12 protein-coding genes and 2 tRNA genes are annotated in these 14,314 nt (G+C 61.3%); 7 read left to right on the top strand and 7 right to left on the bottom strand.

Annotation, left to right across the window (positions count from 1 at the left end; genetic code table 11):
* Positions 1-27 precede the first annotated feature (27 nt).
* The 4 genes from CEJ45_RS00230 to apbC all read right to left on the bottom strand — a co-directional run bounded on the left by CEJ45_RS00230 (position 28) and on the right by apbC (position 2,957).
* A tRNA-Glu gene (locus tag CEJ45_RS00230) sits at positions 28-103 on the bottom strand.
* Positions 104-183: 80 nt separating this feature from the next.
* Positions 184-259, bottom strand: a tRNA-Ala gene (locus CEJ45_RS00225).
* A gap of 73 nt (positions 260-332) precedes the next feature.
* The gene (gltX, locus tag CEJ45_RS00220; RefSeq protein WP_088753276.1) at positions 333-1,733 is read right to left on the bottom strand and encodes a glutamate--tRNA ligase; all 1,401 of its coding nucleotides are present in this window, start codon (positions 1,731-1,733) and stop codon (positions 333-335) included.
* A 135-nt stretch (positions 1,734-1,868) separates the two neighbouring features.
* Entirely contained in the window at positions 1,869-2,957 is a 1,089-nt protein-coding gene (gene apbC, locus CEJ45_RS00215) for an iron-sulfur cluster carrier protein ApbC (protein WP_088753275.1), read from the bottom strand.
* Between the two features lie 230 nt (positions 2,958-3,187).
* Between apbC and metG the strand changes: the two genes are divergently transcribed.
* The 7 genes from metG to CEJ45_RS00180 all read left to right on the top strand — a co-directional run bounded on the left by metG (position 3,188) and on the right by CEJ45_RS00180 (position 11,131).
* The gene (gene metG / locus CEJ45_RS00210) at positions 3,188-5,251 is read left to right on the top strand and encodes a methionine--tRNA ligase (RefSeq protein WP_088753274.1); all 2,064 of its coding nucleotides are present in this window, start codon (positions 3,188-3,190) and stop codon (positions 5,249-5,251) included.
* Between the two features lie 41 nt (positions 5,252-5,292).
* Positions 5,293-5,772: a GNAT family N-acetyltransferase gene (locus CEJ45_RS00205; protein WP_013235036.1), complete on the top strand. Its 480-nt coding sequence runs from the start codon at positions 5,293-5,295 to the stop codon at positions 5,770-5,772.
* Between the two features lie 223 nt (positions 5,773-5,995).
* The gene (locus tag CEJ45_RS00200) at positions 5,996-6,976 is read left to right on the top strand and encodes a sugar-binding transcriptional regulator (protein ID WP_088753273.1); all 981 of its coding nucleotides are present in this window, start codon (positions 5,996-5,998) and stop codon (positions 6,974-6,976) included.
* Between the two features lie 24 nt (positions 6,977-7,000).
* Positions 7,001-8,050: an ABC transporter ATP-binding protein gene (locus CEJ45_RS00195; RefSeq protein WP_088753272.1), complete on the top strand. Its 1,050-nt coding sequence runs from the start codon at positions 7,001-7,003 to the stop codon at positions 8,048-8,050.
* A 58-nt stretch (positions 8,051-8,108) separates the two neighbouring features.
* Entirely contained in the window at positions 8,109-9,401 is a 1,293-nt protein-coding gene (locus CEJ45_RS00190) for an ABC transporter substrate-binding protein (protein ID WP_088753271.1), read from the top strand.
* A 27-nt stretch (positions 9,402-9,428) separates the two neighbouring features.
* A complete protein-coding gene (locus CEJ45_RS00185) occupies positions 9,429-10,304 on the top strand; it encodes a carbohydrate ABC transporter permease (RefSeq protein ID WP_088753270.1) in 876 nt (291 codons plus the stop codon).
* On the top strand, positions 10,301-11,131 hold the full coding sequence (locus CEJ45_RS00180; protein WP_088753269.1) for a carbohydrate ABC transporter permease: 831 nt from the start codon (positions 10,301-10,303) through the stop codon (positions 11,129-11,131). The genes CEJ45_RS00185 and CEJ45_RS00180 overlap by 4 nt, the downstream gene beginning before the upstream one ends.
* A gap of 16 nt (positions 11,132-11,147) precedes the next feature.
* Here CEJ45_RS00180 and CEJ45_RS00175 read toward each other — a convergent pair whose 3' ends face one another.
* Genes CEJ45_RS00175 through CEJ45_RS00165 form a run of 3 tightly spaced genes read right to left on the bottom strand, consistent with a single transcriptional unit; the run spans position 11,148 to position 14,279 of the window.
* Positions 11,148-12,512 carry a TolC family protein gene (locus tag CEJ45_RS00175; RefSeq protein WP_088753268.1) on the bottom strand — a complete coding sequence of 455 codons (1,365 nt, stop codon included), beginning with the start codon at positions 12,510-12,512 and terminating at the stop codon, positions 11,148-11,150.
* On the bottom strand, positions 12,505-13,764 hold the full coding sequence (locus CEJ45_RS00170) for an ABC transporter permease (protein ID WP_088753267.1): 1,260 nt from the start codon (positions 13,762-13,764) through the stop codon (positions 12,505-12,507). Before CEJ45_RS00170 ends, CEJ45_RS00175 begins: the two co-directional genes overlap by 8 nt.
* Positions 13,761-14,279 (bottom strand): ABC transporter ATP-binding protein, encoded by a 519-nt coding sequence (locus tag CEJ45_RS00165; protein ID WP_088753266.1) that lies wholly within the window; start codon positions 14,277-14,279, stop codon positions 13,761-13,763. The genes CEJ45_RS00170 and CEJ45_RS00165 overlap by 4 nt, the downstream gene beginning before the upstream one ends.
* Positions 14,280-14,314 lie beyond the last annotated feature (35 nt).

The following is a 14,314-nucleotide window of genomic DNA, read 5'->3' as shown; positions in this document are numbered from 1 at the left end:
CTGGGTGACAGCGCAGATATCGAAATCTGGCGTCCCCTGGGGGATTCGAACCCCCGTACTCACCGTGAAAGGGTGATGTCCTAGGCCTCTAGACGAAGGGGACAAGCAGGTACTTCACATTACTTCTTTTTTCTACACTTCAAGCTTCGCCTGAAATATCACCGCCAAACATCTGCGGGTCGCTGGTGGAGGTAAGCGGGATCGAACCGCTGACCTCTTGCATGCCATGCAAGCGCTCTCCCAGCTGAGCTATACCCCCGTTGCGAAGAAGCGAGATTATGCAATACCTCTTTTCAAAAGACAACAGCTTTTTGAAAAATAATTTCTTTTTTTCAAAGATATGCTGCCAAGCGTGCCTGTACAGCCTCACGGCCAAACAATTGCAGCACGGCGTCAATGGCCGGCGTCTGCAATTGCCCCGCCACGATCAGGCGCAACGGCATGGCCAGCTGCGGCATCTTGATGCCGTGCGCCGCCAGCACTTCCTTGATCATGGGCGCAATCGCTTCCTTGCTCCACTCCACCGTCGCCACGCGCTGGGCAAAGTCAGCCAGCGCCGGTTTGATCGCCTCGGTAATGTGCTGCGCCACCAGGGCCGCATCCGGGGCCGGCTGGCGATAGAACATCAGCGCGGCTGCCGCAATCTCGTTGACGGTATTGGCGCGATCCTTCAGCAGAGCGATCACGGCCGCCAGATCAGGCGCACCCTCGAATACCGCACCCTGTACCTGCAGCAACGGACGGACCAGGTCAGCCAGACGGGCGTTGTCAGCCAGCTTGATGTAGTGGTTGTTGAGCCAGTTCAGCTTCTCCGGATTGAATTGCGCCGGAGCCTTGGTCAGGTGATCAAGATCGAACCATTCGCAGAACTGCTGCATCGAGAAAATCTCGTCGTCACCATGGCTCCAACCCAGGCGCGCCAGGTAGTTCAGCATGGCCTCAGGCAGATAACCCTGGGCAGGATAATCCATCACGCTGACCGCACCGTGGCGCTTGGACAGCTTCTCGCCATCCGCACCCAGGATCATCGGCACGTGGCCATACTCGGGCAACGTGCCGCCCAGGGCCTTCAGGATATTGATCTGGCGCGGCGTATTGTTCACATGGTCGTCGCCACGGATGACGTGGGTGATCTTCATGTCCCAATCATCGACCACCACACAGAAGTTGTAGGTCGGCGTGCCGTCCGGACGGGCGATCACCAAGTCGTCCAGCTCACGGTTGGAGATGGTGATGGGGCCCTTGACCACGTCATTCCAGCTCACCTCACCGTCCTGCGGATTCTTGAAACGCACCACCGGCTTGCGCCCTTCCGGGATAACCGGCAGGGTCTTGCCCGGTTCCGGACGCCAGGTGCCGTCGTAGCGCGGCTTCTCGCCGGCCGCACGCTGGCGCTCGCGCATGGCTTCCACTTCTTCCGGGGTGCAGTAGCAGTAGTAGGCGGTGCCCTGCTCCAGCATCTGGCCGATCACTTCGCGATAGCGATCCATGCGCTTCATCTGGTAGAACGGACCTTCGTCATGCTCCAGACCCAGCCACTGCATGCCCTCGATGATGGCCTGCACCGCTTCCGGGGTGGAACGCTCGACGTCGGTATCTTCGATGCGCAACACGAAGGTGCCGCCGAAGCGACGGGCGTAGGCCCAGGAGAACAGCGCCGTGCGGGCGCCGCCCAGGTGCAGGTAGCCGGTAGGGCTGGGAGCGAAACGGGTACGAACTTGAGTGGCAGTCATGATAGCGAGTAAAAATCAGGCCGGTCCTGGAATGCCAGGGCCGGCCATCGGTCAAGCAAAGGAATTCGGAAAGGCGTCATTTTAACGCCTTTGCAGGGCGGCACGCCATGCCGGCAGCCCGCCCCGAGGCCCGCATCAGTCGTTCTGCACCACGATGCTGGGGAACTTGCTGGTCATGTCGCGCGCCTTCTCGGCCACCTTCACGGCGACCTTGCGGGCGATGGCCTTGTAGATCTCGGCCACCTTGCCATCCGGATCAGCCACCACGGTGGGCTTGCCGGAATCGGTCTGCTGGCGGATCTCCATGGTCAGCGGCAAGGCGCCCAGGAAATCCACGCCAAAGTCGGCACACATCTTCTCGCCACCGCCCACGCCAAAGATGGGCTCGGCATGGCCGCAGTTGGAACAGACGTGCATGCTCATGTTTTCCACGATGCCCAGGATGGGGATGCCGACCTTCTCGAACATGCGCAACCCCTTGCGCGCATCCAGCAGCGCAATATCCTGCGGGGTGGTCACGATGACCGCACCGGTGACCGGCACCTTCTGCGACAAGGTCAGCTGCACATCGCCGGTGCCCGGCGGCATGTCGACGATCAGGTAATCCAGGTCGCGCCAGTTGGTCTGGTCCAGCAATTGCTGCAGGGCTTGCGTGACGATGGGGCCGCGCCAGACCATGGGTTCGTCCGGATCGATCATGAAACCGATGGAAGACACCTGCAGGCCGTGGTTCTCCAGCGGCTCCATGGTCTTGCCATCCTTGGTCTCGGGCTGGCCCGAGATGCCCATCATCACGGGCTGGGAAGGTCCATAGATATCGGCATCCAGGATGCCCACGCGCGCGCCCTCGGCCGACAGCGCCAGGGCCAGGTTCACGGCGGTGGTGGACTTGCCCACCCCGCCCTTGCCCGAGGCCACGGCGATGATGTTCTTGACGTTGCTCTTGAGCTTGATGCCGCGCTGCACCGCATGCGCCACGATCTTGAAATAGACGTTGGCCTCGACGCCGGTCACGCCGGGCAGCTTGCCCAGCGCCTCCTCGACCAGCTGGCGGATCGGCGCGATCTGGCTGGCTGCCGGGTAGCCCAACTCCACGTCCAGCAGCACGCGGCCACCCTCGACGCGGATGTTGCGGGCTTCCTTGCCCCGGATCAGATCCTTGCCGGTATTGGGGTCGATCACCTGCAACAGGGCCGCCTTGATCTCTTCCACGGTAATGCTCATTGGTTCTCCTTGCTCAGAACCCGCAAGTCTAAACCAATCGCGCCAGCGCCGCCCCGTGCGCCGCTCAAACCACCCTTGCAAAAGGCTTCACTTTGATTGCAATGGAGCAACTACTGCGCCCAAGGCCCTGTGGCTGATAGAATGCCCCTCTTTCAAGGCAGTTTTCTTGCAGCTTTCTTGCTATTTCGGCGCGCACGCGCCTTAACCTACTTGCATCGTCCGTATCGCCAATGAGCACTTCCGCACCTCGCCAACTCTTCGTCACGACCGCACTCCCCTACGCCAACGGCGCTTTCCACATCGGCCACATCATGGAATACATCCAGGCCGATATCTGGGTCCGGTTCCAGCGAATGCAGGGCAATGAGGTGCATTTCGTCGGTGCCGACGACGCCCACGGCGCGCCCATCATGATCGCCGCCGAAAAGGCCGGCATCACGCCGCAGCAGTTCGTGGCCAACATCGCTGCCGGCCGCAAGCAGTACCTGGATGGCTTCCACATCGCCTTCGACAACTGGAGCTCCACCGACAGCCCGGAGAACCACGAACTGTCGCAGGAAATCTACCGCGCCCTGCGCGACGAGGCCAAGCTGATCTCCACCAAGACCATCGACCAGTTCTATGATCCGGTGAAGAACATGTTCCTGCCGGATCGCTACATCAAGGGTGAATGCCCCAAGTGCGGCACCAAGGACCAGTACGGTGACTCCTGCGAGAACTGCAGCGCCGTCTATTCGCCGACCGACCTGAAGAATCCTTACTCGACGCTGTCGGGCGCCACGCCGGTGATGAAGTCGTCTGAGCATTTCTTCTTCAAGCTCTCGGATCCGAAGTGCGTCGCCTTCCTGCGCGAATGGGCACTGGACAGCAACCGCCTGCAGCCGGAAGTGGCCAACAAGGCGCGCGAATGGCTGGACGGCGAAGGCGGCCTGGGCGACTGGGACATCAGCCGCGACGCGCCCTATTTCGGCATCGAGATCCCCGACGCACCGGGCAAGTACTTCTACGTCTGGCTGGACGCGCCGATCGGCTACCTGGCCTCGCTGAAAAATTACTTCGTCAAGACCGGCCGCGATTTCGACGCCTTCATGGCCGATGACAAGACCGAGCAGTACCACTTCATCGGCAAGGACATCACCTACTTCCACACCCTGTTCTGGCCCGCCATGCTCAAGTTCGCCGGCCGCAAGACGCCCAACAACGTCTTCGCCCACGGCTTCATCACGGTCAGCGGCGAGAAGATGTCCAAGTCGCGCGGCACCGGCATCTCGCCGCTGCGCTACCTGGACATCGGCATGAACCCGGAATGGCTGCGTTACTACATCGCCGCCAAGTTGAATGCCAAGGTGGAAGATGTGGACTTCAACCCGGACGACTTCGTCGCCCGTGTCAATGCCGACCTGATCGGCAAGTACGTCAACATCGCCAGCCGCGCTGCCGGCTTCATCGCCAAGCGCTTCGAAGGCCGCGTCTCGACCCAGTGGGCCACTGCCGATGACGCCTTCCTGGCCAAGCTGCGCGGCGTGGCTGAAGAGATCCGCAGCCTCTACGAGCAACGCGAATACGGCAAGGCCCTGCGCCTGGTGATGGAGCAAGCCGACGCCATCAACGCCTATGTAGACGCCAACAAGCCCTGGGAACTGGCCAAGGACAGCAGCAAGGATGCGCAACTGCACGAAGTCTGCAGCCGCCTGCTGGAAGCCTTCCGTATCCTGACCATCTACCTCAAGCCGGTGCTGCCGCAACTGGCCGCCCAGGTGGAAGCCTTCCTGCAGGTCCAGCCCTTCCAGTGGAACGATGTGGCCGCGCCGCTGGCCGACGGCCACGTCATCAATGCCTATTCGCACCTGATGCAACGCGTCGATCCCAAGATGCTGGATGCCCTGTTCGAAGCGCCCGAAGCGCCTGCCGCCGCCCCCGCAGCGGCAGAAAGCGCCATCGAAGAACTGGCGCCGGAAATCTCCATCGATGACTTTGCCAAGATCGACCTGCGCATCGCCAAGATCGTCAACTGCGAAGCCGTGGAAGGCTCCACCAAGCTGCTGCGCCTGACCCTGGATGCCGGCGAAGGCCGCACCCGCAATGTCTTCTCGGGCATCGCCTCGGCCTACAAGCCGGAAGACCTGGTCGGCAAGCTGACCGTGATGGTCGCCAACCTGGCACCGCGCAAGATGAAGTTCGGCGTCTCCGAGGGCATGGTGCTGGCCGCATCCGCCAAGGATGAGAAGACCAATCCGGGCATCTACGTGCTCAACCCCTGGCCGGGTGCCGAGCCGGGCATGCGCGTGCGCTAAGGCATGCGCCGCCGATAGCCTGTGCAGGAGGAAAGATCGTCATGAACCTGGTGATACGTGAAGCCACCTCGGAAGATGCCAGCCTGATCGCCGAACTGACCCGTCACAGCTGGGCCAACAAGGTGGCGCCCAGTTCCTCGGGCCACCGCGAAGCACCCGACCATGTGCAGGAAGACTTGCAGCATGGCGGCGCCTTCATCCTGCTCAGCGGCGAGACGCCAGCCGGCTCGGTGCGCTGGCTTCCCCTGGACACCGAAAGCGACGTCTGGGAAATCCGCCGCATGGGCATCGCTCCGGCGTTCCGGGGTGAACGCCTGTCCCAGCACTTGATGGAAGCCCTGATCCATCGCGCCCAGTCGGCTGATGTGCGCGAATTGCGGCTGGCGGTACGGACCGATCAAGCGCAGTTGGTAGACCTGTATGCGGCCTTCGGCTTCGAGATCGCGCCGGAGCTGGAATACACCCGTGCCAATCCGCAGGAAGCCCCGCCCATCGTGATGCGGCGGGTAATGCGGCACTGATGTTTCTGCTCATGTGATCCCTCCCTGAAAGCGACGCCTGGTGCGTCGCTTTTCTTTTGACCCGCCGCCTCTGCGGCAAATTGGAACGTTTGTTCATCAAGCGGTAACAATCGCTCGCTACCATCGTGAAAACGTTGTCAGGAGGCCCAGCCCGCCTGGCCTGCCGGGGGGCAGTCCGAGGGCATGCGCCACAAGTTCACATTCACTGGTAAGCACAATAACAATGGCCCAAGGGGATAGACAGGAAACTGCCTACATGGCGGTACGCGTAGCGCGGCTCTACTACTTCCAGAACATGACCACCGCCGCGATTGCCGATGAAATCGGTACCTCGCGCGCAACCGTCTCGCGCCTGCTGTCCTTCGCCCTGGATCGTGGCCTGGTGGAAATCCGCGTCCACGATCCGCAGCAAGTCTCCGGCAGCCTGGAAGCAGCCATTGCCCATCACTATCGCCTGCGCTCGATCCAGGTGGTGCCCGTGGCTGCGGCCGCGACCGACAAGGAAACCCTGCAGCGGGTGACCTGCCACGCTGCCGCCTACGTCAACTCGCTGGTCACCCCCGGCACCATCATCGGCCTCGCCTGGGGGACCACCGTGGCGCAGATCGCCGACCAGCTGCTGCCGCGCCATGTGCACGATGTCGATGTGGTGGCGCTCAATGGTTCCGGCAGCGGTGCCAGCTTCATCAACAGCTTCAGCGAATCCATCGTCTCGCGCTTTGCCCAGAACTACGGTGCGCGCGCCCATCACCTGCCGGTGCCGGCCTTCTTCGACTATCCCGAAACGCGCACGGCGCTGTGGCGCGAAAAAAGCATCAAGGCCATCCGCGACCTGCAGGAGCGCGCCTCCATCCTGCTGTTCTCCATCGGTGCCGAGGCCACTGGCAGCTACATCCATACCGCCGGCTATCTGGGTGAAGAAGAACGCCAGATCCTGCGGGATGAAGGCCTGGTCGGCGACATCGCCACCGTCTTCTTCCGCGCCGATGGCAGCTGGCGCGATGTGGCCTTCAATGCCCGCAACAGTGGTCCGGACATGGAGTGCTTTACGCGTGCCGCGCATGCGCTGTGCGTGGTTTCCGGCACCGGCAAGCTGCCGGGCCTCAAGGCCGCGCTGCGCGGCGGCTTCATCAACGAACTGATCATCGACGAACCGAGCGCGCGCCTGCTGGTAGAGCAGATCCGCAGCGGCGCGGCGGCGTGATCGCATCTCCACGAGGACACCATCATGGCAGCCATCTCCTTGCAGGGCGTCTGCAAGCACTGGGGTCAAGCCCAGGCGGTGAGCAACATCGATTTCGAGGTCAAGTCGGGGCAGTTCACCGTCCTGCTGGGACCTTCGGGCTGCGGCAAGTCGACCACCCTGCGCCTGATCGCGGGGCTGGACAAACCCAGCTCCGGCAGCATCCACATCGGCGGACGCGACGTCACGCAACTGCCCCCGGCCCAGCGCAAGATTTCCATGGTGTTCCAGTCGTATGCGCTGTTCCCGCACCTGAGCGTGCGCGAGAACATCCTCTTCGGTGTGCGCGTGCGCAAGGAGCCGCGTGCCGGCTACGCAGCACGCCTGAAGCGCGTGGCCGACATCCTCGGCCTGTCGCACCTGCTGGAACGTCGCCCGGGGCAGCTCTCCGGCGGCCAGCAGCAGCGCGTGGCGCTGGGCCGCGCCATCATCGCCGATGCGCCGGTGTGCCTGATGGATGAGCCGCTCTCCAACCTCGACGCGCAGCTGCGCCAGGAAATGCGCCGCGAAATCCGTGCCCTGCAGCAGCAGCTGAACATGACCATGGTCTACGTCACCCACGACCAGACCGAAGCCATGAGCATGGCCGACCAGGTGATCCTGCTGCGCGAAGGCCGTATCGAACAGGACGCTGCGCCCGCCGATCTCTACGCCCAGCCGGCCACGGCCTTTGCGGCCCGCTTCATCGGTACGCCGCCGATGAACCTGCTGCCCCTGCAATCCCATGTAGAAGGCCTGGCCATCGCCGGCAGCAATGTGGTGCTGCGCGAGCTCGGCCAGACACCGCGGCAACTCGGGCTGCGCCCTGAACATATCCGCCTGGCCGGTGCCAGCGAGGCCACCGCGCCCGCCTTGGTGGAGACGGTCGAATACTTCGGTGCCGACACCATCATCGGCGCCCGCATCGGCAGCGCCTCGCTGCTGGTGCGCGCGCCAGGGCAACACCGGTTCGACTCAGGCGCAGCGATCCACCTGGCCTGGGATGCCCGCGACCAGTATTTCTTCGATCAGGAAAGCGGCCTGCGCCGCGCCTGATCCCTCCCCCCGACGATTTCCGCAGCAAGCCAACCCATCCACCTCATGGAGATGCATCATGCGTAGAACCTTCCTCAAGTCCCTGGCCGCCCTGGCCGTCTCGGCCGCCTTCTGTGCGCCGGTACTGGCCGCCAATCCGGTCGAGATCAGCTTCTATTACCCGGTCGCCGTGGGCGGCGCGGTCACCAAGACCATCGACAGCATGGTGGCCGATTTCGAGAAGGCCAATCCCGACATCAAGGTCAAGGCCATCTATGCCGGCACCTACCAGGAAAGCATCGTCAAGGCGCTGACCGCCTTCAAGGGCGGCACCCCGCCTACCCTGGCCGTGCTGCTCTCGACCGACCTCTTCACCCTGATCGACGAGAACGCCATCGTCCCCATCGACAGCCTGGCCAGCAGCGCCGAGGACAAGAAGTGGATCGACGGCTTCTACAAGGGCTTCATGGAAAACAGCCAGACCGACGGCAAGACCTGGGGCATTCCCTTCCAGCGCTCGACCATCGTGATGTACTACAACAAGACCCTGTTCAAGGAAGCCGGCCTGAACCCGGAGAAAGCCCCGGCCAACTGGAACGAGATGGTGGAAGCCGCCAAGAAGCTGACCAAGCGCGATGCCGCCGGCAACGTCAGCCAGTGGGGTGTGAAGATTCCTTCCACCGGCTTCGGCTACTGGATGTTCCAGGCCATGACCGCTTCCAATGACACGATCCTCATGAACAGCGCCGGCACCAAGACCTACTTCGACAAGCCGGGCGCCGTGCAGGCCCTGCAGCACTGGGTCGACCTGACCACCAAAGACAAGGTGATGCCGGCCGGCTCCATCGAGTGGGGCACCACACCCAAGGACTTCCTGGAGCAGAAGGCTGCCATGGTCTGGACCACCACCGGCAACCTGACCAACATCCGCACCAACGCCAGCTTCCCCTTCGGCGTGGCCATGCTGCCGGGCATCAAGCATCCTGGCAGCCCCACCGGCGGCGGCAACTTCTACGTCTTCAACAAGACCTCGCCGGCCGAGCAGCAGGCCGCCATGAAGTTCATCCGCTTCGCCACCGAACCGGCGCGCGCGGCGCAGTGGTCCATTGCCACCGGATATGTGGCCCCGCGCCAGGATGCCTGGGATACCCCGGAAATGAAGAAATATTTGCAGGAAGTGCCGGCCGCCGACGTGGCGCGCGAGCAGATGAAGTACGGCGTGGCTGAACTGTCCACCCATGACAACCAGCGCGTGACCAAGGCCCTGAACGACAACCTGCAGGCTGCACTCTCCGGCACCAAGACAGCGGAGGCCGCCCTCAAAGATGCCCAGCGCGAAGCCGAGCGCATCCTGCGCGCCTACGGCCGCTAAGCGCGCTCCGTTGCACAAGGCCTGCCGATGAAACGCCTGCCCTCCTCCGTGCTGCCCTGGCTGCTGCTGTCACCAGCCATGGTGCTGCTGATCGCCTTCACGCATTACCCGGCGCTGGCCACGCTCTGGCACAGCGTCTTCTCCACGCCCAAGGGAGCCCGCCCGGCGGTCTTCGTCGGGCTGGAGAATTACCGGCTGATGGCGGAGGATCCGGTGTTCTGGCAGGCCCTGTGCAACAACCTCTGGTTCGCCCTCGGCACCATTCCGCTGGCCATTGCCCTGGCCATCCTGATGGCGCTGTGGGTCAACGAGAAACTGGCCGGGCGCAGCGTACTGCGCCTGGCCTATTTCACGCCGACCGTGCTGCCCATGATCGCGGTGGCCAATATCTGGCTGTTCTTCTACACCCCGCAATACGGCTTGCTGGAGCAGATCACCGGTGCGCTGGGCCTGCCCTCGCACAACTGGCTGGGCAATCCGCAGACCGTGCTGGGGGCGCTGATGGTGGTGGCGGTGTGGAAGGAAGCCGGTTTCTTCATGATCTTCTACCTGGCCGCCCTGCAGCAGATCTCGCCGGTGCTGGCCGAAGCGGCCGCCCTCGAAGGGGCGTCGCGCTGGCAATACTTCTGGCGCGTACAGTTCCCGCTGCTCATGCCCACCACGCTCTTCGTGCTCATCAATGCGCTCATCAACGCCTTCCGCCTGGTCGACCACATCGTGGTGATGACCAAGGGCGGACCGGACAATGCCAGTTCCCTGCTGCTGTATTACATCTATGAAGTTGGCTTCGCCTTCTGGGATTCTTCCTACGCCGCAGCCCTGACGGTAGTGCTGCTGGCCCTCTTGGGACTGATTGCACTGGTGAAGTTTCGTGTACTTGATCGCAGGACCCACTACCAATGATCGCGCCCACCTCGCCTTTTGCCGAACGCCATCGCGCGCTGGAGACCGTCTCCGCCTGGGTGCTGGCACTGCTGTGGCTGCTGCCGCTGCTGTATGCGCTGTGGACGGCCTTCCATCCGGCCGCCTACGCCACCCGCTTCGTGCCGGATGCACCGCTGACGCTGCAGAACTTTGCCAACGCCTGGCACGCTGCACCTTTTCCACGCTACTTCCTCAACACCTTCCTGCTGGTGACGATGATCCTGGCAGCCCAACTGGTACTGGCCACCCTGGCCGCGTATGCATTTGCCCGCTTCACTTTTCGGGGCAGCAATGTGATGTTCATGCTGGTACTGCTGCAACTGATGGTGATGCCCGACATCCTGATCGTGGAGAACTACCAGACCATGAACCTGCTGGGCCTGCGCGACACCATCCTCTCGATCGGCCTGCCCTACTTCGCCTCGGCCTTCGGCATCTTCCTGCTGCGCCAGACCTTCAAAACGGTGCCGCGCGAGCTGGATGAAGCCGCCACCGTCGAAGGAGCATCAGCCTGGCAGATCCTGATGCAGGTGTATGTGCCGCTGGCCAGGCCGATCTATATCGCTTTCGGGCTGGTCTCGGTGAGCACCCACTGGAACAACTTCCTGTGGCCGCTGATCGTGACCAATTCGGTGGAATCGCGCCCGCTGACGGTGGGGCTGCAGGTATTCTCCTCCACCGACCAGGGGGTGGACTGGTCCATCATCACGGCGGCTACGCTGATGACTTCTGCGCCTTTGCTGCTCGCGTTCCTGCTATTCCAGCGGCAGTTCGTGCAGTCGTTCATGCGGGCGGGGATACGCTGAAGGGATCAGCTTCAAATCAGCGGCTCGTACGAGCAAGTTGGACTGCAACCTGCGCCAACAGATGATCGATCTCTGAAATTGCGATGGTGACCTTGGCATCATGGACAGCGAACCGCGCTGCCGTCAATTGCGTGGCCGAGATGGCTTGAGCTACGAATCGCTGTTGAGCAATGCGTAACTGGGTATTGGCCAACGCCAACTGTTCATTTGCCAACCTGATGGCCTCTACGGCTTCCGCCTGCCTCGACAGCGCTTCTTGCCACTCCATTTCGCCATCACGCCGGAGCTTCTCCAATCGGATACGGGCCTGATTGTAGACCGCCACAGCTTGCACGACGCGCTGGTCCTTCTGCCCGCCATCAAAGATATTCCAGCGCAACTGAATTGCGAGACTGGCCTTATCCCGACCGAACCCGTCATAGGCTCCGCCCAAGCCAGTATCCGCACGACCGAGTCCAGCGTAGCGGGCCACCAAATCCACGGAAGGACGATAATCGGATTTGGCATATTCAACGCGCGCTTTGGCAGCCTCCATCTCGGACAGTATCGTCCTGCTTTGACTATCCTGAACCAAGTCAAGGGCTTCAAAGAGAGACTGCACGCTCAGCAAGCCAGCCTGTTCAGATACAGGTGGCATCCTGGCTTGCAAGGATCTTCCTGGCACCAGCCCCAGTGAAAGAACATATCGAGACCGGGCATCATGCAAATTGTGTGAGGCATTACGTTGCTCGACTTCAGCTTTCTGCACAGCCAAGAGCTTGAGTTCCCGATCAACGGGAGCAACCAGGCGCTTCTGCAAGCGCATCGTAAATTCGTCGGATTCCGCACGAGCAAGTACTAGCTTCTGATCGGCCCGTTCCAACGCCAATTGCGCTTTCTGCATCCCCCAATAAGCTGATGACACTTCCTGCGCAACCTTCTTTCGCGCGACACCCTGATGCGCCCTCGCGTTTGACATCTCTGCCTCGGCCTCATCCACTCGTGCCGTACGCGCCCCGCCCGAATAAATTCTATAGCTCAACTCAAGTGCCGATCCTAGTTGGTAAGCTGGCGTCGTACTCTTCACCTGAATTGGAATATTCGTATTGTTCAGTTTTCCATTGACTTCCAGTCCAGAGAATTCATCGTAAGAGCGCACTCGTTGCATCTGAGAAGAATAATCAAGAGAGGGGGAAAAAGCCCCCTTGGCCTCAGCAACGCGAGCTCTGGAACGCACGACATTGAGATCCTCGATCGCCACCTCATCGCGCGAGGACAACGCAAAGCGAAGCGCCTCTTCAAACGAAGAGGGAAGCGGCTGTTCCACCGGATCAGCTGATGCGGAGGCGACAGTGAGAACGATGCATCCGCCCACTAGAGAGTTGATCAGTTTTCTATTCATAACGTAATGCCAATACTGGACGCAATCGCGCTGCGCGCTTGGCCGGAATGAATCCGGACAACAATCCGACCACGATGGATACCATGAGCCCTAACAGCGCCATCTGCCACGACGGCGTCAATGGAAACGCCGTCAGCCACGCGAGTCCGACACCAATGAGCGTACCTGCCAGCAAACCTAGCAGACCACCGAGCGTGCTGATCAGGACCGATTCCATCAGGAACTGGAACAAGATATGTTGCTCGGTGGCACCTACGGCCTTGCGCAGACCGATTTCGCGAGTACGCTCCAAGACCGAGGTGCTAACCACATTCATGATGCCCAATCCCCCGACCAGCAAGCACAGGGAGGCGGCCACCAATCCAATGATCGACACACCGTCCAATATCCTTTCTGCCGTGGCGATGTACCTGGCCATCGTGTCGGACTTGTAGGCATAACGATGCTGGTGCCTGCGCTCGAAGAAAGAAGTCAACTCCAAGGCTGCAGCATCAGCGCGATCCAAGGTGATGGACTCGGCGTGAATGAAGTGGATGAGCTTGTTTCCCAGCTGTTGCTGCAAGGAAGTGTAGGGAATCAAGACTTGATTGTTGCTGTCTTGCCCGCCGATCGAACCAATACTGGAGAGAAAGTCACGGCTCTTTTTTTCGGTCACGCCGACAACCGTGTATTTCCGGTCACCTATGCGCAGCACATGGCCTACCGGATCACGGGCCGACCCAAACAGATCCGCTGCGACGGCAGGACCGATCACTGCAAGGTTACGTCGCTTGGCGATATCGTCCGGAGAGAAGAACCGCCCGCTCGCGAGTCGATCGTTATTGATATCCAGGTAGTGATGATTGACACCGATGATCTGCGCGTTGCTGTACATGCTGACAACACGGATAAGGAATTGACGGTCTTTGAGTTGAAGGACAGGGGAAAACCGTCTCACGGAGGCGCAACAAGACGTCTCCATGAGATCCATGTCGACGTTGTCGAATCCTGTTCCGTAGCGGCGGGTGCTGTCTGGCTTCTTGTCCTCGTTGACGCGAAACACCCAGACCGAACGCAAGCCGAACGTCTCCAATTCTTCAAAGATGAGGCGACGGCCACCTTGGCTGATTGTCCCCACCGCCATCACGGCGGCAACGCCGACAGCCACCCCCAGAACACTTAAGCAGCTACGCAGCCGATTGTCCGCCAGGGCGATGGCGGCTTGCTCAAGTCCATCCCTCAAGAATCGCCAAGAGAGAAAGAAGCGGCTCATCGCGCAAGTTCCTCTCGTTCCAGACGACCATCCCGCAACCGAACGATACGGCTTGCCAAGCTGGCGACCTCTTGCTCGTGCGTCACCATGACGATGGTGATACCTTGGCGATTCAGGCTCAAGAACAGCTCCATGACGCCGGCGCTGGCGGCCGAATCCAAACTGCCGGTAGGTTCATCTGCGATCAGGATACCAGGACCGTTGACCAAGGCCCGGGCAATGGCCACCCGCTGTTGTTGCCCACCCGAGAGCTTGGAGGGGGAATGCTGAGCACGATCGCTCAGGCCCACCCGTTCCAGCATCTGACCAGCCATCTCGGCACGACGCCTGGCATCAATGCCAGCGTAAATCAATGGAAGCTCCACGTTCCTGATCGCGGGAATGCGCGGGACGAGATTGAACAATTGAAAAATGAAGCCCAATCGCTCATTGCGTATCCTGGCCAGCTGTGGCTCGCTCGCGCCGGCAAGCTCCATGCCGTCCAATTGGTAACTGCCGCTAGCCAATCTTTCCATCACAGCGATCGCGCGCTTTGGCTTGAGCCAATCCA

The sequence above is a fragment of the Herbaspirillum aquaticum genome, from assembly GCF_002213425.1.
GTDB lineage: Bacteria > Pseudomonadota > Gammaproteobacteria > Burkholderiales > Burkholderiaceae_D > Herbaspirillum > Herbaspirillum aquaticum.
This window is presented reverse-complemented; position numbering and strand designations above follow the sequence as displayed.

Excerpts from the sequence above, each read along its gene's own strand:
- gltX (WP_088753276.1), bottom strand. The coding sequence starts at position 1,733 with ATGACTGCCACTCAAGTTCGTACCCGTTTCGCTCCCAGCCCTACCGGC.
- apbC (WP_088753275.1), bottom strand. The coding sequence starts at position 2,957 with ATGAGCATTACCGTGGAAGAGATCAAGGCGGCCCTGTTGCAGGTGATC.
- metG (WP_088753274.1), top strand. The coding sequence starts at position 3,188 with ATGAGCACTTCCGCACCTCGCCAACTCTTCGTCACGACCGCACTCCCC.
- CEJ45_RS00205 (WP_013235036.1), top strand. The coding sequence starts at position 5,293 with ATGAACCTGGTGATACGTGAAGCCACCTCGGAAGATGCCAGCCTGATC.
- CEJ45_RS00200 (WP_088753273.1), top strand. The coding sequence starts at position 5,996 with ATGGCCCAAGGGGATAGACAGGAAACTGCCTACATGGCGGTACGCGTA.
- CEJ45_RS00195 (WP_088753272.1), top strand. The coding sequence starts at position 7,001 with ATGGCAGCCATCTCCTTGCAGGGCGTCTGCAAGCACTGGGGTCAAGCC.
- CEJ45_RS00190 (WP_088753271.1), top strand. The coding sequence starts at position 8,109 with ATGCGTAGAACCTTCCTCAAGTCCCTGGCCGCCCTGGCCGTCTCGGCC.
- CEJ45_RS00185 (WP_088753270.1), top strand. The coding sequence starts at position 9,429 with ATGAAACGCCTGCCCTCCTCCGTGCTGCCCTGGCTGCTGCTGTCACCA.
- CEJ45_RS00180 (WP_088753269.1), top strand. The coding sequence starts at position 10,301 with ATGATCGCGCCCACCTCGCCTTTTGCCGAACGCCATCGCGCGCTGGAG.
- CEJ45_RS00175 (WP_088753268.1), bottom strand. The coding sequence starts at position 12,512 with ATGAATAGAAAACTGATCAACTCTCTAGTGGGCGGATGCATCGTTCTC.
- CEJ45_RS00170 (WP_088753267.1), bottom strand. The coding sequence starts at position 13,764 with ATGAGCCGCTTCTTTCTCTCTTGGCGATTCTTGAGGGATGGACTTGAG.
- CEJ45_RS00165 (WP_088753266.1), bottom strand. The coding sequence starts at position 14,279 with ATGGAAAGATTGGCTAGCGGCAGTTACCAATTGGACGGCATGGAGCTT.